Below are 19446 nucleotides of genomic sequence, written 5' to 3'. Positions count from 1 at the left end.
AGTAATAGAATCTATTTTACCTAAACTTAAGAAGAATAGCAATTAGTTTTCAATTAGATACAAAAAGGCTGAGATTAGGATATTTTGTCCTAACCTCAGCCTTAAGTAACCTTATTTTTCTATTTAAGCAATCCTTCAGTTGTAACAGGTTTTCTCCAAAGACCAAGAATAACAGCTGAAACAATTGTTCCGATGATTAGTGCTACTAAAAATAGGAACCAGTGATTTGAAAGAGCTACAACGAAAATACCACCATGTGGTGCAGGAATTGTAATACCCCATAATTGAGTTAAGCCACCAGCAATCGCTGCTCCAATAACAGAAGAGCCAATTGTGCGAAGAGGATCAGCAGCTGCAAAAGGAATAGCTCCTTCAGTAATAAATGATAGTCCCATTACATAATTTGTAAGAGCCGATTTTCTTTCATCTTCATTAAATTTGTTTTTAAAGAAAGTGCTAGCTAAAGCAATTGCTAGAGGTGGAACCATACCACCGGCCATTACTGCAGCCATCAAAGCACCATCACCAGAATCTGTGAAAATTCCAATTGAAAAGGCATAAGCTGCTTTATTGAAGGGACCACCCATATCAATAGCCATCATTCCACCTAATAACGCACCTAAAATGACTGCGTTAGCTGTACCTAAGTTTTCTAAGAAAGTAATCATTGCAAGATTAATTGTGGCGAAGATAGGTCCAACAATAAAGAACATAAGAGCACCAGTAACTAATAATCCAAGAATTGGGTAGAAGAGAATAGCTTTTAAACCATTAAGTGATTGTGGTAATCCTTTTAAGGCTTTTTTCAAAGCTAGAACTGTATACCCAGCTATGAAACCAGCTGCAAGGCCGCCAAGGAAACCGGCGTTACTATTCACAGCAAGCAATCCACCAACCATACCAGGCATTAGACCAGGGCGATCAGCAATACTCAAAGCAATATAACCAGCTAAAATAGGAATTAAGAAATTAAAGGCGTTCGATCCAACAGTATTCAAGAATAAGAAGAGGGCATTAGAATCACCTAAAAAGCTTTCTACTAAGAAAGAAATAGCCATTAATATTCCGCCACCGATAACAAAAGGTAGCATAGTTGAGATTCCATTCATTAAATCTTTATAGACACGATTAACCCATGAACCAGACTCTTCATTATCAACAGACTCGTCTTTTTGTCCTTCTGATGAGTAGATAGGAGCTTGTTTATTCATAGCTTTAGTAATCAATTCTTCCGTTTTACGAATGCCGTCACTAACTGGACGTTGCAACATTGGTTTTCCATCAAAACGAGCTAATTCAACTTTTTTGTCAGCAGCTATGATAACTCCATCAGCTCTTTTGATATCTTCAGCAGTTAAACGGTTTTTGATACCGTCAGAACCGTTCGTTTCTACTTTAATCTCAACGCCCATTTCAGCGGCTTTTTTCTTTAATGCATCCTCAGCCATGTAAGTGTGCGCAATACCTGTCGGACAAGCCGTTACTGCAATCACAAATGGTTTTTTAACATCTTGATTTAATTTTGGAGCTTTAGTTGCTTCTAGTTCAGCGGCAGCTTCTTTTTCTTGTACGTCTTGAGCAGCTGCAAAAAGTGAGCGAACTTCTTCAGGTGTTTTAGATTCTTTTAAAGATAAAACGAAATCAGGATGGATCAATAGGCGAGATAGGTTTGCCAATGCTTGTAAATGTGTGTCATTTGCGCCTTCTGGAGCCGCAATCATAAAGAATAGGAACGCCGGTTGTCCATCTAAAGAATTGTAATCAACGCCATTTGTACTTTTAGCAAATAAAACAGTTGCTTCATTTACCGCGGTTGTTTTAGCGTGTGGCATTGCAATTCCATCGCCTAAACCTGTAGAAGTAAGTGATTCACGGTGCATAATGCCTTCTTTGAATAGATCAGCATCGTTAATACGGTTATTTGCTTTTAAACTCGCAACCATTTCATCAATAACGCCTTCTTTAGTTGTTGATTTTAAATCCATAATCATGACTTCTTTGATTAATAAATCATTAATATTCATTGTTTTTCCTCCTATTTTATAAAGTTATTTCTGTTAGTATAACTTCTTCTAATAACGCGTCTATTTCAGAACGTGTTGCTAAATCATCAGAAAAAGCTGTTGCACTTCCGGTAGCGACACTTTTTTTGAAAGCTATTAGAGGGTCTTTAGTGTCAACAAGAGCTCCAATGAAACCAGCAATCATAGAATCACCAGCACCGACAGAATTTTTCACGATGCCTTTAGGAACAGTAGCCTGATAAACTTTTTCGCCTGTAAAGAATAAAGCTCCATCACCAGCCATTGAGACGAGTGCATGTTTAGCGCCTAAAGCAACCAGTTTTTTCCCATAAGGGATTGCATCCTCAACGGATTCGAAAGTTGTCCCGAAAAGATCAGCTAACTCATGGTGATTGGGTTTTACTAACAAAGGTTTATGCACTAAAGCGTTCATTAATTCTGTTCCAGTCGTATCAATCACAAAATTGGCTTGTTTTGAAATAACTTTCGCAATCAAATTTTGATAAAAATCTTCCGGCAGAGAAGGAGGTTTGTTTCCAGAGAGAATAACAATATCTTGAGCAGTTAATAAATCGATTTGTTGCATTAATTGCTCAACTTCAGCATTTTCAATTAAGGGACCTTGAGCATTTAATTCTGTTTCAGTGTCAGATTTTAATTTAACATTGATGCGCGTATCTCCTTTAATAGAAACAAATTGAGTATGCACACCTTCTTTTTCTAACCAATCAGAAATGAAATTCCCAGTAAAACCACCTAGAAAACCTAAAGCAGTAGAAGGTTGGCCGATATGGTTTAACACACGAGAAACGTTAATACCTTTACCACCGGGAAGTTTGATATCTCTATCCATGCGATTTAATGCACCTAATTGAACAGCAGAGACATGGACAATGTAGTCAATTGATGGATTTAGCGTTACTGTATAAATCATGATTTTGCCTCCAATATTGTTGTTGTAGTATAATAACTTCCATATTTTTTAGCCGTTAGATGATCTGTAATGATTAATGCATCATCAATATTACAGACTTTTACAAAAGTAACTTTATTAAATTTTGTTTCATCAGCTAAAACATATGCTTTTGAACTGTTCTTAAAAGCCTGTTGTTTGACCGCAGCTTCTTCTGGATCTGGGGTAGTAAACCCATAATCTTTATCAATCCCGTTCATTCCTAAAAAAGCTTTATTGAAGCGATAACGTGATAATTGTTCTATGCTAGTAGTTCCAATGATAGCTTGAGTAGTATTTTTTAACTTTCCGCCAATTAGTAACACGTCATTATTTTGTTCTGAAAGAAGAAGAGCATGTTGCACCGCATTTGTTACGATATGAATACTTTTTTCTTTTAAAAACGGAACCATGAAAAATGTAGTTGATCCTGCATCCAAAAAAATAGTATCTCCATCTTCGACAAAAGAAGCAGCTAATTTTGCGATATTTTTTTTGTTTTGAACGTTTTTGATTGATTTTTCTGTAAGTGTTTGTTCTTTTTCAACAGTGTAAACTCTTTTAGCGCCGCCGTGCACACGTACAAGCTTTCCTTGTTCTTCCAATAAAGCTAAATCACGTCGAATAGTGGACTCTGAACAATTCATTTCTAACATGAGTTCTTGGGACTTGATCACTCCATAATGATTTAATTTTTCTATTATGAAGTTGTATCGTTCTTCAGTAATCATTTTATCCCTCCAATATCGTTACTTTACCACCAAAAACAGTCAAAAGCAATCAAATATAAACCGATTTCATGATTTTTTAATCGCTTTATTTTAAAAAATAACAAACCTTAAAGTAATGGGTGACGTATACCAGATAGTCTTATAAAAACAGTTGTTCTTTCCATTAGTGTAAAAAGATAGTAGACCAATTTTAATTTCCGTAAATAAATTAGTTGGAATTTAAGGAATTGATTATACAAAAATAGGAAAGAAATCAACATGATTTCTTTCCTATTCTGCATTTTTGATATTAACGTTCTATTACTTCAATAGATTCGATTTTAACTTCTTTCAAAGGTTTCCCAAGCGAATCCGTTTTAACGTTACTTATCTCATCAACAACATTCATGCCTTCAATTACTTGCCCAAAAACGGTGTAATTTTGGTCCAGGGAAGGATAACCGCCAGATGCATAAGCCTCCATTATTTTAGTTGGTGTAGTTGATGGATTCGCCAATTTACTGACATCTGATGGGTTTTGAACGATATAAAATTGGCTTCCTATTGAAACAGGTGCATTTGTTTTAGCCATAGCAAGGGCTCCACGGATATGGAATAATTGAGACGAAATTTCTGTTTCAAACGGTTCACCCCAAATACTTTCGCCGCCAGTACCGTCTCCTTTGGGATCACCACCTTGAATCATAAAGTTTGATAAGATACGGTGAAAAGTCGTCTCATCATAATAGCCATCTTTGCTATGAGTAATAAAATTTTCAACGGCTTTTGGCGCTAAATCTGGGAAGACTTTAGCTCGTATTGTACCAAATGTAGTGGCGATTTTAATTTCTATCTCATTTTCGTTCACTTCTTTAGTTAACTGAGGAAAATCAATATTTTCTTCAGCTAGATCTGTTGATTGAGTCAGTGAGCTTGCTGGGGAAAACATTGTTGTGAAGCTTGCTCCGGTACTCTGTGACAACGAGTGGACTCCGAAAATCATTAGCCCTATTGCAATCATGAACAAGGTAATTCCAATAATATAGCTTTTCTTTCTTTTCACATTACACGTCCTTATAATATTTAAGCGAACTCGCTTAAGAATAAAAAAGTTCCCTGTAAATTATACTACAAATGAGAAAAGAATTAAATAGTTAAAATGAAATGATGGAACAATGAGTGTAATTGAAAAAAACAGGCTGTTTTTTTGTTTTATCCGTAAGAAAAGTGACAATATCCTCATTTAAAATAGACAAATACATAAAATAAACGTACAATAGATAATGGACTAAAATTGGGTATACTGAGCGTATTTCATTTTTAGAGGATATGTGATAATTGGCTTTCTTGTTTACATCTTGGAACAAATGTAATATTAAGATGATGCGCCAGATCCATTGTGTAACCTAGAAAATAACTAAATCTCATACACTTAAAAATGAGGAGGAAAATAAAAATGTCAATGTTTTTAGATCAAGTAACAATCAATGTAAAAGCTGGTGATGGTGGTAACGGAATGGTTGCTTTCCGTCGCGAAAAATTCGTACCAGATGGTGGCCCTGCTGGTGGAGATGGTGGTAAAGGTGGAGATGTCGTTTTTATCGTAGACGAAGGTTTACGTACATTAATGGATTTTCGATTTAACCGTCATTTTAAAGCAGAGCACGGTGAAAATGGCATGAGTAAAAACATGCATGGCCGAGGAGCAGGGGACAACGTTATTAAAGTTCCGCCTGGCACAACTATTAAAGAAGCAGAAACTGGAAAACTTTTAGGCGATTTAGTGCATCATGGACACAGTCTTGTTGTTGCTAAAGGTGGTCGAGGTGGTCGAGGCAATAGCCGTTTCGCTACTCCTAGAAATCCAGCTCCAGAAATCGCCGAAAACGGTGAACCAGGAGAAGAATATAAAATTGATATGGAATTAAAGGTATTAGCTGATGTAGGTTTAGTTGGTTTCCCATCTGTTGGAAAATCGACTATCCTTTCAGTCGTATCTGCTGCTCGTCCTAAAATTGGCGCTTATCATTTTACAACATTAGTACCAAATTTAGGAATGGTTCAAACGCCAGACGGACGTAGTTTTGTTATGGCCGACTTGCCTGGCTTAATTGAAGGAGCTTCACAAGGAATCGGTCTGGGAACACAATTTTTGCGTCATATTGAACGCACTCGTGTAATCTTACATGTTATAGATATGAGTGGAAGTGAAGGCCGCGATCCATTTGATGATTACGTAGCTATCAATAAAGAATTGGAAACACACAATCTTCGTTTGATGGAGCGTCCTCAAATTATTGTTGCCAATAAAATGGACATGCCTGAAGCAGAAGAAAATTTAATTTCGTTTAAAGAAAAATTACAAGCGCTAAAAAAAGACGAATACGAAGAAGATCTTCAAATTTTTGCTATCTCAGCTATCACACATCAAGGAACACAAAACTTATTGAATGCTACAGCTGATGTGCTAGATGTAACTTCAGAGTTTCCGTTATATGAATTGGATCAAGAAGAAGATACTGTTTTATATAAACATACTGCTGAAGAAAAAGGATACGAAATTACAAGAGACCCTGATGCTACATGGGTATTGAGTGGAGAGAAACTTGAAAAATTATTCAAGATGACGAACTTTGATCATGATGCATCTGTCTTAAGATTTGCCCGTCAATTAAGAACGATGGGAATAGACGAAGAAATGCGCGTACGTGGCGCTAAAGATGGCGACTTAGTCCGCATCATGAAATACGAATTTGAATTTGTTGAATAGAGAGTAATTTAGCCAAGCAATCAACTCATCGATTGCTTGGCTTTTTTTTATTTATCTCATTATCGCTTATTTGGGAAATATTTGTTAAAATATAGAGCATAGATGAATACGGTTTTTTTTATCGTACGATTGATACTTAAACGGTTAGGATAGGATGAAATGGAATTATTATTTTTAGGAACAGGTGCAGGTGTTCCGGCTAAACATCGGAATGTAACCAGTATTGCTTTAAAATTATTGGAAGAACGCAACACAATTTGGCTTTTTGATTGTGGAGAAGCGACACAACAACAAATACTGCACACGACTTTAAAACCGCGTAAAGTAGACAAGATTTTTATTACTCATTTACATGGAGATCACATTTTTGGATTGCCTGGTTTTTTAAGCAGTCGCTCTTTTCAAGGTGGGGACGGACCGTTGACCATCTATGGCCCTGTTGGCATTAAAAATTATGTGCTAACTTGCCTAAAAACATCTGGAACAGCGTTAAAGTATTCTTTAAACTTTCACGAAATAGTAGAAGATGGGATTCTATTTGAAGACTCACACTTTAAGGTAAGTTGTGGTAAGTTAAAACACGGCATCCAATCTTTTGGTTACCGGATTGAAGAAGCTGATCATCAAGGAATGTTGCAAGCAGATAAGTTAAAAGAAGCTGGAATACCTTTTGGTCCGTTATTTGGAAAGCTAAAACAAGGAAAAACGATTACCCTAGAAGACGGACGAGTATTCAATGGACAAGATTTTATTGGAGAAACTCAAAAAGGCCGAATTGTTACCATTCTTGGCGACACAAAAAAAACAGAAAACAATGTATTGCTTGCTAAAAATGCCTCAGTTTTAGTACATGAAAGTACATTTGATGGTGCGAATCAAAAAATGGCAAGAGATTATAACCATTCTACCAATATAGATGCGGCGCAAGTAGCTAAAGAAGCGGGTGTCGACAAGTTATTGTTAACCCATATTAGTGCTCGTTATTTAGGTAAAGATGTTTATTTATTAGAAAAAGAAGCTAAAAAAGTTTTCCCGAATACGCGAATTGTAAATGATTTTGATGAAATCGATATCCCGCTTATTAGAACGGATAAATAAATCAACTAAAGGAGCTTATTATGAAAAATTTCGATACACTTAATGATAAAGTAGTTTTTATTACTGGTGCTTCAACTGGTTTAGGAGAAAAAATAGCTTATGAAGCTGCAAAAAAAGGTGCTGTGGTAATAGTCAGTGCTAGAAGAGAAGACATGCTTTTAAAAGTCAAGGCGACTTGTGAAGAATATTCAGGTAAAAAAGCCTATGCATTTTCTTTAGACGTTTCAGATCCTGAACAAGTCAAAAAAGTAATCGAAGAAATCTATCAAACAGTTGGTGTTGTAGATGTGCTTGTAAATAATGCAGGTTTTGGACACTTTGAAGAAGCGTTAACCTTTGATATGGATCTAGCTGAAAGAATGTTTCGTGTAAATGTGTTAGGTTTAATGTATGTGACTCAACTAGTTGCTATTGAAATGGCTGAAAGACGCCAAGGTCATATTATCAATATTGCTTCTCAAGCTGGGAAAATGGCTACACCAAAATCAACCATTTATTCTGCAAGCAAATTTGCAGTAATTGGCTATTCAAATGCTTTGCGTTTGGAACTAAAACCATTGAATATTTTTGTGACAACTGTAAATCCAGGACCTATTGAAACAAACTTTTTTGATATCGCTGACGAAAGCGGAACTTATTTAGACAAAGTGGGTCGTTATGTATTAAATGCTGAAGATGTAGCTAATCGTATCGTTGCTTTAATGGGCACCTCTAGAAGAGAATTAAATCTGCCTGCATTGCTAGAAGTTGCTGGGAAGTTTTATACGATTTTTCCTCGAATTGGCGATTATTTGGCGGGTAACTTGTTTAATAATAAATAACAGTGTTAAGCATTTCCGTAGTGTTCATTAGTAAGTGTGTGTTAAAATAGCACTGTTAAAGAGGGAAAAAATAATTCATAGTGAAAGGAGATTCTTAAGTTATGAAAAAACAATGGGGGACGATAGCAGCCATCATTCTTATTGTCATCGTAGCATTCTTTGCTGTTATAAATGTTGATTCAGTTCCAGTTAATTTTGGTTTTACTGTAGTAGCTTGGCCTTTAATCATGATTATTCTAGGTTCTTTATTAATTGGTGCTTTAGCAACTGTTCTAATGTCTATTGGTACTACGTATAAAAATAAAAAAGATTTAAAGCAAGGAAAAAAAGACTTAGAGAATGCTGAAAAGAGAAAAGAAGAAGCAATAGCACAAACTCGAGCAGAATATGATGAAAAACTTACTCAAAAAGATCTTGTTATCAGTGAACAGACAGATAAAATTAACAGCTTAGAAAAAGAATTGATTAGTCGGATGACTCAATCGACTGTTAACTCTGCTAACCAACAAAATCCATCATTATAAATTCAAAAAAAAGAAGAACAAACTTTAAGGGTTTATTCTTCTTTTTTATTTAGAATGTATTCGTTTTCTTAATAGCCACAATTATTTTTCAATCTGGCAATCTAGTTTACAAAACTAGATTGTCTAGTGCTTGCTATTGTGTTAAACTATTATTAATAGAAATGGAATAAAAGGTGATCATATGCATAAAGTTGAAGAAGATTTATTAATTTGGTCTAATGAAATAAGCCAGTATACTTTCCCCAGATGGGAAGAACTACCTGATTTTGATCTGTATATGGATCAAGTCTTAAATTTGATTGAACGCTATTTGTCTATTTTTAAAGTAAATGATCAAAAACAAATTCTCACTTCTTCTATGATTAATAATTATGTTAAGCTGGGATTGATTCCTCCTCCGGTTAAGAAAAAATACACTAAGAGGCATTTAGCATATTTGATTGCTATTTCAATTTTAAAACAAGTGATGACTATTTCGGAAGTAAGAGAGGGAATTCTGCATCAAGCTGCAATAAGTGGCATTAGAGAGGCTTATGACTTGTTTTGTACGGAGCAAGAGTATGCTTTAAGAGCTATTGCTTCTCATGTAAAACAAGTAGATAGGAAACCCTTGCTGCCAGATGATACAGATACGTCAACTTTTATCGTTCGAACGGCTACCATAGCAGTTGCTACAAAAATTGTGACTGAAAAAGTTCTCTCTCTAGTAGAACAACAAAAGGAAGACAAGGAAAAAGAAAAGAAAAGAACTAAAATCAAAAAGTTGGAGGAATAAACATGAACACACAAAAAATAGGGTTTTTAGTTGATTCGGGATCGGACGTTCCTCTAGAAACAATTGAAAAAGCAAACATTAAGGTAATTCCTTTAAAAATCATCTATTCAGATAAAGAATATACTGATAAAGTAGATATCCATGCACAAGATGTTTATGATCGTTTAGATCAAGAGATTCCTAAAACATCTTTGCCAAGTGGTGAAGTGATAAGTGAAATGTTACAGGAATTTAAAAATGAAGGCTATGAAAAAGTGATTGCCATCACCATTTCAAGTGGATTAAGCGGAACGAATAATATGGTGCGTTTAATGGCTGAAAATGTTGATGATTTAGAAGTATTCACGTTAGATACTAAAAACATTGGTATCGGTAGCGGCTTTTTAGCGATCAAAGCTACTGATTATGTTGAAAAAGGTTTAGCATGGGAAGTTATCAAAGAAAAATTACTAGATGACGTTAAGAAATCTAAAATCTTTTTCCATGTTCCGACATTAGAGTATTTACAAAAAGGTGGTCGTATTGGGTTAGTATCCTCTATCCTTGGGAATGTTTTAAACTTAAAACCCGTTATTTCTTGTAATGAGAATGGCATTTACCACACGGTTGCAAAAGTGCGCGGCAATAAAAAGAGTATTCAAAGAGCGATTAATTTAGCTTCTGAGTTTGCTGGTAATGCAAAAAAATACCATTTAGCGATTGCTTTTGGTGGGAAAACAGCTGAAGTTCAAGTAGATGATATTCGAGTTGAACTTAAAAAGAAATTGCCGAATTTTATTAAAATCTATGAAGATCAAGTCAGTCCAGCTTTAGGAGTTCATACGGGTCCAGGATTGATTGGAATAGGCGTTCAAATTATTGAAGATTAATGATTGTCTATAGCAGAAAAAAGAGAGATTGGAACGCTAATTGTTCCAGTCTTTTTTGTGTGTAAACAGTTATCCGTTTTGATAAGCAATCACCTATTTTTTATTTTGGCTAATAGTGTAAGAGGAATTAAAGCTATAACTACAGGTCTAATTTTGATATAATGATACAGTTAGGAGTGATAGAATTTGTTGAAATCACGTACAAAATGGAAATTAAATGAACCCATAGTTGATCATGAAAAAGTAACGGACTTAAGCAAAGCCTTAAGCTTATCTCCTTTATTTATTGAATTATGTTTACAAAGAGGGCTTGATTCTAAAGAAAAAATCGAGCAGTTTATCCAACCCGATGAAACATGGATTTATGATCCTTACTTGATGCATGACATGGAGCGTGCGGTATCTCGGATTACCGAAGCCGTTGAGCAAGGGGAACAAATCACTATTTATGGCGATTACGATGCAGGTGCGATACGTTCATAAGTGAAAAGCTTGTGCCCATGTTGTTAGTAAACTAAAAACATGGAGAACTGATTAATTGAAAGCTGGAATGAGAGAGTAACGACTTGAAACGGCTTCCCTAATCCTCCGATATGCGTTTAAATAGGTGAAAATTTAATCGTATAAAGCTCGGTGAAGTCAGCTGAAAAAAGCCGTAAATAAGACAAGTTCTTATACGAAAAAGATCCAGAGGTGGATCTCGCTTTTGATAGGCTGGGGGTCTTATAAACGATCTATGGTTAGAATGTTCCTAAAAGGAGCTGACGAATCTTCGAATGTACGAGTCGATACGTAAATGGTGTAGAAATGCACTACTGAGATTGCGCCAAAAGCTAATCTTATTGCATGTGGTAGAGTAAAAATCTGACGTTATGAAATACCCTATCATCTTACAGGGATGATCCAGTGCAACGGCCCATAGAAGAAACCTAAGGATCTATAGAACAAGATAAGTTAATCGGAACGTATGAAACTTAGGATGTGGATGTTTTTACCGACAAATGAAACAGTTTAGACGAAAATCTCGTAAGAGTACAATAAGCTAATTTACCTAAGTGAAAGTAGAGCCATAGTACCAATGAAGCTGTGATAACAAGCAGTTGAGGGAGGGGCTCAAGTCGTTTTATGAAGCAATTTATAGAACGATGGAACGCCGTGTGAGGTGAAAGTCTCACGCACGGTGTGGAGTGGGGGAAAATCTGGCGATTGCTTCAAAAGATTACCTATCACTATATGGTGTCACAAGTACGGCCGTTTTAAAAGAAACAATTGAAATGATAGGCGGAGAAGTTAACTACTACATTCCCAATCGTTTTACAGATGGATATGGACCGAATACAGCAGCTTTTGAACGCTTAATTGAACAAGGCACGCAACTTATTTTAACGTGCGACAACGGTGTTTCTGGACACACTGCGATTGACCGGGCAAAAAGTTTAGGAATAGATGTTATCATTACAGATCACCATGAGTTGCCAGACACATTGCCTGATGCCTATGCAGTGATCCATCCAAGGCATCCAAAAGGTTCTTATCCTTTTGGAGAACTAGCGGGTGTTGGCGTAGCCTTCAAACTAGCAACGGCTTTATTAGGCGAAATACCGATTGAGTTATTGGACTTGGTCGCATTAGGTACGATAGCCGACCTCGTTTTATTAACCAATGAAAATAGAGCTCTAGTAAAGCAAGGGTTATTGGTTTTAAAAAATACTCAACGGATGGGGTTAACAGCCTTATTCAAATCAGCAAAAATCAAACGAGAAGAAATTGATGAAGAAACTATTGGCTTTATCATAGCACCGCGTTTGAACGCAGTAGGACGTTTAGGCGATGCAGCTCCTGCTGTGGAATTATTGACGACCTTTGATGATGAAACAGCCCTTGCTTTAGCACAATTGGTACAAGAAAAAAACACTGAGCGGCAAGCATATGTTTCTACAATAACCAATGAAGCTTTTGAGATGATTGAAAAATTGCCTACAGCTTCTGACGTATACGTTTTAGCAAAAGAAGGTTGGCATGAGGGTGTGTTAGGAATTGTTGCGAGTAAAATCGTGGGCAAAACTGGCAAACCAACTCTTGTTATGACTATTGATAACGCTAAAGGTCTAGCAAAAGGGTCTGGCAGAAGTATAGCAGCCTTTCATTTGTATAACGCCTTGGATAGTGTCCGTCAACTGACCACTACTTTTGGTGGACACCATATGGCTGCTGGATTAACTGTTCCTATAGAAAATATTGCGCTGATTCAAGATAACCTAAATCACTATGCTGCTGAAACAGGGCTTTCAGAAGAATTAGGTGAAGAAATACAAGTAGATGGTCAACTGAAGATTCAAGAAGCTACGGTAGAAGTTGTTGAAGAACTAAATCGATTGGCTCCTTTTGGAACAGATAATCTTAAACCTCTATTTCTCTTCAAAAATGTAGAGTCGCAGGATGTGCGCCGTATTGGTGGCGATCAAGCTCATTTAAAAATGAAACTTGTTGAAGATAATACTTTTCTAGATGTTATTGGCTTTCAATTTGGTTCTGTTGCGGATGAAATAGGCTTATATTCAGATGTTTCTGTTGTTGGAAAGCTAGCCATAAATGAATGGAATGGGTCACGCAAAACACAGTTGATGTTAGAAGATTTAGCTATTGAAGGTGTGCAAGTTTTCGATTCAAGAAGCACGCAAATTCCTGCAGCATTATGCAATACAGAACAAGCTGATTTCATCTTTTTTGATCAACTAAATTTTGAAAAATATGGTCATCTTTTACCAGATACTAGCTTTAGTCATCATTTGACGGACGGAGCAGCAATTGATCAGTTTGAGATGAAAACCACTCAATTAATTTTTGTGGACTGCCCTTCTGATAGTGAATGGGTCAAAGAATTACTAATTGCAAATCATCCGGAAAAAATTATTGCTTGTTTTTATAGCCGTGAAGAGTTGTATTTAAACGGAATCCCTAATCGAAATCAATTCGGACAGGTTTTTAAATATATAGCTACACATGTTGATATTGATGTTCGAAATAAACTAACTTTATTAGCAACACATTTGAAAATAAAAGAAAATAACTTAATTTTTATTATTTCAGTGTTTTTAGAGATAGGATTTGTTACAATAACAGATGGCGTTATGAATGTCGTTAAAGATGTTCAGAAAAAAGAGTTAGAACAAACAACAACTTATAAAAAACGACTAAAACAAATTGAATCAGAAAACTTTTTTGTTTACAGTCACTTTTCTGAGTTGGAAAGTTGGATGAAACAACAAGCAAATGCAACCCTTTAAAATTGAATGGAGGAAAAGTTTCAATGGATTTAAAAAAATATATTGCTGATGTCCCAGATTTCCCGGAAAAAGGCATCGTCTTTCGTGACATTTCACCTTTAATGGCTGATGGAGAAGCTTACCGCTTTGCCACAAATGAAATTGTAAAATATGCAAAAGATAAAGGCGTGGAAATGATTGTTGGACCTGAAGCACGTGGATTTATTGTAGGATGTCCTGTAGCTTATGAAATGGGTATTGGATTTGCACCAGCACGTAAAAAAGGCAAATTGCCTCGCGAAACAATCGAAGTAACGTATGGTTTAGAATATGGAAAAGATACGTTACAGATCCATCAAGATGCTATTAAACCTGGGCAAAAAGTTCTTGTTTGTGATGACTTATTGGCAACAGGTGGCACGATTGCTGCAACGATTGAATTAATTGAAAAATTAGGTGGAGAAGTTGTTGGTACGGCTTTTCTAGTTGAATTAAAAGATTTAAATGGACGTGACAAAATCAAAGGTTATGACATCTTAGCTTTAATGGAGTACTAATAAGCTTCTTTGTCTGTCACATCGAAATAAAAAAACTCTAGAAATTGATTTTTCTAGAGTTTTTTAGTGTGTTCTTCGTTTATTTGCGTAAGTTAGTTTTAGCATCACAACTGATATTACAATGACAATAAGAGGAGCGTGTAAGATGCAATCGACCAGTCTTGACCAGACCTTATTTCACTTAACTTTATGCAAAGGAATCGGTGCTACAAGCCGTATCCGGATGCTTTCATCTTTGATGGATAGCCCTCATTTATCTGCATATGAGTTAGCATTTTGTGCTCAATTAAATGCTGCAAATACTAGATTGTTTATGGATAGTTATGCGGCTGTTGATCGAGCAGTAGCTTTGAATGAGTACAAGAAGAGACACATCAAATGGGTCTCCATTTTAGATCAAAGCTATCCAGAATATTTAAAGCACATTTACAATCCGCCGGCTCTATTGTTTTATCAAGGCGATCTTACTTTGCTGAATCAAAAATTATTAGCTATTGTAGGGTCGCGTTTAACGAGTTCCTATGGCGAAAAAGCTTTAACTATTTTGTTGCCAGAATTGATTACTAACGGTATTACTACTGTAAGTGGTTTAGCCAAAGGAATCGACCGTCTAGTTCATGAAAAGACAATTGAACTAGGCGGTCGGACAATTGCTATTATTGGGACGGGGCTAGATCAGTTTTATCCTTTTGAAAACGAGAAATTACAAAAGGAAATTGCTAAGAATCACTTGCTTATCTCAGAATATCCATTAGGAACGAAGCCTTTAAAACAACATTTTCCTATGCGGAATCGCATAATTGCTGGCCTTTCGTTAGGTACACTAGTCATTGAAGCTAAGTATCGTAGTGGCAGTTTAATTACGGCAAACATAGCACTTCAAGAAGGACGCGAGGTTTTTGCCGTACCTGGAAACATTACGAACCCTTATTCAGAAGGGACGAATGATTTAATTTTACATGGAGCAAAATGTGTCTTGACGGCTGATCATATTTTAGAAGAGTTCACCAAGTAAAAGACTTGGAAAAATCAACTTCAAAAAAACAGTTAAACTGTTTTTTTGAAGTTTTTTTCGTAGTGTAAATATAAATGGCTTAAGGACGGAAAAGTAAAGGGTTTCAAGGGGAATTTCTGTTGTTTTCCTTCTATTATATGGTGTTTTTTAAACGAAAAGTAAATAAGGGTAGTTGACAAAGTACCTAAAGATGGCATAAGATGATAAACGATTTCTATTACCGATTAGAAAATGATTGAACTAGTAAAAAATACGCTCATTTGAGAGGAGCATTTCATTGGCATATAAATACCTGGTGATTGTTGAATCACCTGCTAAAGCAAAAACAATTGAAAAATATTTAGGTCGAAATTATAAAGTGGTGGCTAGTCTCGGACATATTCGCGATCTTCCAAAGAGTCGTATGGCCGTTGACGTGGAAAATAATTACCAACCTGAGTACATTTCTATTAGAGGTAAAGGTCCTTTAATCAAGGAATTAAAAAAATATGCAAAAAAAGCTGAAAAAGTTTTTCTCGCAGCTGACCCGGATAGAGAAGGGGAAGCTATTGCTTGGCATTTGAGTTTTTTATTAGGATTGGATGTAACAGACAAAAATCGTGTTGTATTTAATGAAATTACTAAAGAAGCAGTTAAAAACGCATTTAAAGAACCGCGTTCTATTGATATGGATTTAGTGAATTCACAACAAGCTCGAAGAATATTGGATCGACTTGTAGGGTACACTATCAGTCCTATTTTATGGAAGAAAGTTAAAAAAGGATTAAGTGCCGGAAGAGTCCAATCGGTTGCGTTAAAATTGATCTGTGAACGAGAAGAAGAAATCAATCAATTCAAACCTGAAGAATATTGGTCAATCGGAGCCAATTTCAAAAAAGACAAAAAGAAATTCAAAGCAAATTTTTACGGCATAAAAGGAAAGAAAAAAGCTTTGGGTACTGCAGAAGATGTCCAAAAAATTATCAAAGAATTGGATGGCGACCAATTTGAAGTGATGTCTGTTACGAAAAAAGAAAGAATTAGAAACCCAGCGCTGCCATTTAAGACAAGTAGTTTACAACAAGAAGCTGCCAGAAAATTAAATTTCAGAACCCGTAAAACGATGATGGTTGCTCAACAACTTTATGAAGGCATCTCATTAGGTCGAGGTGGCACTGTTGGTTTGATCACTTATATGAGGACCGATTCTACTCGAATCGCTCTTTCTGCTAAAAATGAAGTAGCTGAATACATCATTAAGGAGTTTGGAGCAGACTATGCTGCTTCTAAACCGCGGACAGGTAAAAAAGCGGAAGGCGACCAAGATGCACATGAAGGTATTCGCCCATCGAGTGTGTTGCGGACACCAAAAGAAATAGAAAAGTATCTGACAAAAGATCAATACAAATTATATAATCTTATCTGGTCAAGGTTGGTAGCTAGCCAAATGACACCTGCCGTATTCGACACGATAAAAGTTGATATTGCTCAAAAGGATATTTATTTTAGAGCAAATGGATCTACCATCAAATTCCCTGGTTATCAAAAAGTATATATCGAAGGAAATGATGAAGGTAAAGAAGACAAAGAAAATATTTTGCCTGTTATGGAAAAAGGCGACAATGTTAAATCTATTGATATTGAACCTAAACAACATTTCACGCAGCCACCTGCTCGTTTTTCAGAATCGACATTGATTCGCGTATTGGAAGAAAATGGTGTAGGTCGTCCTTCCACTTATGCACCCACTTTAGAAACTATTCAACGGCGGTATTACGTTAAACTACAAAACAAACGTTTTGAAGTGACTGAATTAGGTGGTATCGTCAATGGACTAATCAATGAATTCTTCCCTCATATCGTGGATGTCCACTTTACAGCAGATATGGAAAAGGATTTAGATGAAGTTGAAGAAGGCAACAAAGAATGGGAAAAAGTTATTGATCAATTCTATAAGCCATTTGCGATTGAAGTCGAAAAAGCTGAAGAAAATATGGAAAAAATTCAAATCAAAGATGAACCTGCTGGATTTGATTGTGAACTTTGCGGTCATCCTATGGTGATCAAATTGGGCCGTTATGGAAAGTTCTATGCGTGTAGTAATTTCCCAGATTGCCGAAATACAAAACCAATCGTGAAAGAAATAGGTGTAACTTGCCCAGTATGTGGTGAAGGCCATGTTATTGAACGAAAATCAAAGAAAAACCGTCTATTCTATGGTTGTGATCGTTACCCAACTTGCGAATTTGTTTCATGGGATAAACCTGTAGGACGCAATTGTCCGAAATGTGATCATTATTTAGTAGAGAAAAAAGCAAAAGGCAGCAAACAAGTCGTGTGTAGCCATTGCGATTACAAAGAAGAAGTCCAAAAATAAGTTGAACTAAACTTGATCGAAAAACTAGTGAAGTTTAAGGGGTAATCCTCTTACTTAGCTAGTTTTTTTATTTTGGAGTCACTAGGAACACTCGTATTGTTGGGTATTCAATAACATTTGTTTGAAAATAACTAAATTGTTTTAAAATTCAATTAATTTAGATCTTAATCGATTGTAATCTAAAATTTTGTATGATAAAGTAGCTTTGTTGTAAGAGTGGAGGGATGCTTTTTGGTGGATCAAACAGCTAAAACGATCTTTTTGCAGTATTTGATTACCGAAAGACATTATTCTGAGCTGACTAAGAAAGCTTATGAAGAAGATATCACTCATTTTGAAAGCTTTTTAAATCAAACGGGTGATACGAATTTTAGTAATGTAACACTGCAAGATGTGCGCATCTATTTAGGTGAATTAAATGAACAAGGATTAAGTCGAAATAGCATTTCAAGAAAAATTTCAAGTATGCGAGCATTTTATCAATTTCTATTGAAAAACCAACTAGTTGAAGACAATCCGTTTTCTTATATTCATTTGAAAAAGAAAACGCTTCGCTTGCCTAAGTTTTTTTATGAAAAAGAAATGGATGCTCTTTTTGAAGCTGTAAAGGGTGAAAAACCGCTAGATTTTAGGAATGAAGCGATTTTAGAAATTCTTTATGGAACCGGTATTCGTGTAAGCGAATGTAGCGGTATTCAGTTAAAAGACATCGATTTCGATTTAAGTGTCTTATTGATTCACGGAAAAGGCAATAAAGAACGGTATGTTCCTTTTGGTCATTATGCTGCCGTAGCTATGCGCGATTACATGGAGAAGAGTCGCACGCCATTGATGGCAAAATACAAAAAGAGTCACGACTTATTATTTGTGAACCATCACGGGGATCCAATTACTTCGACTGGAATCGAATATGTCTTAAATCAAGTTATAAAAAAAAGCAGTTTAACCTCTGATATTCATCCGCATATGTTGCGTCATTCATTTGCGACACATTTATTAAACAATGGTGCAGATATGCGAACGGTCCAAGAATTATTAGGCCATGCCAGTTTATCTTCGACTCAAATCTATGCTCACGTAACCAAAGAACGTCTTCAAAAAAATTATCGCCAATTTCATCCAAGAGCTTAACAATTGGATAATTGACTGGAGGAAAAAACAATGACAGAATTTCATGCAACGACTATTTTTGCTATTCAGCACGATGGCAAATGTGCAATGGCTGGAGATGGTCAAGTAACAATGGGTGAACAAGTGATCATGAAAGGTACTGCTCGAAAAGTACGCCGCATTTATAATGATGAAGTGCTCGTTGGGTTTGCCGGAAGTGTCGCTGACGCGTTTACTTTAGAAGAAAAATTTGAAGCTAAATTACATGAATACAAAGGTAACCTAACGCGTGCAGCTGTCGAATTAGCTCAAGAATGGCGTTCAGACCGTGCAATGCAAAAGTTGGAAGCTTTGCTCATCGTTATGAATAAAGAAGAAATGTTAATGGTCTCTGGTGGTGGAGAAGTAATCCAGCCTGATGACGGAATATTGGCTATCGGTTCAGGTGGTAACTTTGCACTTGCGGCTGGCAGAGCTTTAAAAAAACTTGGCAAAGGTTTAACAGCTGCTCAAATTGCAGAAGAAAGTTTGAATACCGCTGCTGATATCTGTGTATTCACGAATCACAATATTATTGTTGAAGAATTATAAGGAGTGAA

At 36.0% G+C, this 19446-nt stretch carries 17 protein-coding genes; 13 read left to right on the top strand and 4 right to left on the bottom strand.

All coding sequences use genetic code 11. The features are described from left to right. Positions 1-119 precede the first annotated feature (119 nt). The 4 genes from BP18_RS00350 to BP18_RS00335 all read right to left on the bottom strand — a co-directional run bounded on the left by BP18_RS00350 (position 120) and on the right by BP18_RS00335 (position 4707). Positions 120-2024, bottom strand: coding sequence for a PTS fructose transporter subunit IIABC (locus BP18_RS00350; protein ID WP_007724903.1), 1905 nt, complete (start codon positions 2022-2024; stop codon positions 120-122). A 16-nt stretch (positions 2025-2040) separates the two neighbouring features. Next, positions 2041-2958 carry a 1-phosphofructokinase gene (pfkB, locus tag BP18_RS00345; protein WP_007724906.1) on the bottom strand — a complete coding sequence of 306 codons (918 nt, stop codon included), beginning with the start codon at positions 2956-2958 and terminating at the stop codon, positions 2041-2043. Further along, positions 2955-3707: a DeoR/GlpR family DNA-binding transcription regulator gene (locus tag BP18_RS00340; protein ID WP_007724909.1), complete on the bottom strand. Its 753-nt coding sequence runs from the start codon at positions 3705-3707 to the stop codon at positions 2955-2957. Before BP18_RS00340 ends, pfkB begins: the two co-directional genes overlap by 4 nt. Before the next feature lie 289 nt (positions 3708-3996). After that, complete coding sequence (locus BP18_RS00335) at positions 3997-4707, bottom strand: peptidylprolyl isomerase (RefSeq protein WP_050771816.1); 711 nt, start codon at positions 4705-4707, stop codon at positions 3997-3999. Between the two features lie 441 nt (positions 4708-5148). Here BP18_RS00335 and obgE point away from each other — a divergent pair, with 441 nt between their 5' ends. From obgE to hslV, 13 genes are all read left to right on the top strand, one after another. Then, positions 5149-6456 (top strand): GTPase ObgE, encoded by a 1308-nt coding sequence (gene obgE, locus BP18_RS00330; protein WP_029276011.1) that lies wholly within the window; start codon positions 5149-5151, stop codon positions 6454-6456. Positions 6457-6615: 159 nt separating this feature from the next. Further along, on the top strand, positions 6616-7554 hold the full coding sequence (gene rnz / locus BP18_RS00325) for a ribonuclease Z (protein WP_007724918.1): 939 nt from the start codon (positions 6616-6618) through the stop codon (positions 7552-7554). A 20-nt stretch (positions 7555-7574) separates the two neighbouring features. Beyond that, positions 7575-8375 (top strand): SDR family NAD(P)-dependent oxidoreductase, encoded by an 801-nt coding sequence (locus BP18_RS00320; protein WP_029276013.1) that lies wholly within the window; start codon positions 7575-7577, stop codon positions 8373-8375. 101 nt (positions 8376-8476) lie between these two features. After that, positions 8477-8899 carry a LapA family protein gene (locus BP18_RS00315; protein WP_007724923.1) on the top strand — a complete coding sequence of 141 codons (423 nt, stop codon included), beginning with the start codon at positions 8477-8479 and terminating at the stop codon, positions 8897-8899. Positions 8900-9080: 181 nt separating this feature from the next. Next, a complete protein-coding gene (locus tag BP18_RS00310; RefSeq protein ID WP_007724925.1) occupies positions 9081-9674 on the top strand; it encodes a DUF1836 domain-containing protein in 594 nt (197 codons plus the stop codon). Positions 9675-9676: 2 nt separating this feature from the next. Beyond that, on the top strand, positions 9677-10543 hold the full coding sequence (locus BP18_RS00305; protein WP_007724929.1) for a DegV family protein: 867 nt from the start codon (positions 9677-9679) through the stop codon (positions 10541-10543). 186 nt (positions 10544-10729) lie between these two features. Further along, positions 10730-11026 carry a hypothetical protein gene (locus BP18_RS00300; RefSeq protein WP_007724932.1) on the top strand — a complete coding sequence of 99 codons (297 nt, stop codon included), beginning with the start codon at positions 10730-10732 and terminating at the stop codon, positions 11024-11026. 704 nt (positions 11027-11730) lie between these two features. Further along, a complete protein-coding gene (recJ, locus tag BP18_RS00295) occupies positions 11731-13830 on the top strand; it encodes a single-stranded-DNA-specific exonuclease RecJ (RefSeq protein ID WP_035050134.1) in 2100 nt (699 codons plus the stop codon). Positions 13831-13853: 23 nt separating this feature from the next. Further along, positions 13854-14366 (top strand): adenine phosphoribosyltransferase, encoded by a 513-nt coding sequence (locus tag BP18_RS00290; RefSeq protein ID WP_007724940.1) that lies wholly within the window; start codon positions 13854-13856, stop codon positions 14364-14366. A 145-nt stretch (positions 14367-14511) separates the two neighbouring features. Further along, complete coding sequence (gene dprA, locus BP18_RS00285) at positions 14512-15381, top strand: DNA-processing protein DprA (RefSeq protein WP_007724944.1); 870 nt, start codon at positions 14512-14514, stop codon at positions 15379-15381. Between the two features lie 277 nt (positions 15382-15658). Beyond that, positions 15659-17737: a type I DNA topoisomerase gene (topA, locus tag BP18_RS00280; protein ID WP_029276016.1), complete on the top strand. Its 2079-nt coding sequence runs from the start codon at positions 15659-15661 to the stop codon at positions 17735-17737. A gap of 231 nt (positions 17738-17968) precedes the next feature. After that, the gene (gene xerC, locus BP18_RS00275; RefSeq protein WP_007724948.1) at positions 17969-18868 is read left to right on the top strand and encodes a tyrosine recombinase XerC; all 900 of its coding nucleotides are present in this window, start codon (positions 17969-17971) and stop codon (positions 18866-18868) included. Between the two features lie 30 nt (positions 18869-18898). Next, positions 18899-19438, top strand: a complete 540-nt coding sequence (hslV, locus tag BP18_RS00270; RefSeq protein WP_007724951.1) for an ATP-dependent protease subunit HslV — start codon at positions 18899-18901, stop codon at positions 19436-19438. The last annotated feature ends 8 nt before the right edge of the window (positions 19439-19446 follow it).

It is taken from the genome of Carnobacterium jeotgali MS3, from assembly GCF_000745125.1.
In the GTDB taxonomy this organism is placed as follows: Bacteria; Bacillota; Bacilli; order Lactobacillales; family Carnobacteriaceae; genus Carnobacterium_B; species Carnobacterium_B jeotgali.
The sequence above is the reverse complement of the archived record's forward strand: the minus strand, read 5'-3'. Positions and strand labels throughout refer to the sequence as shown.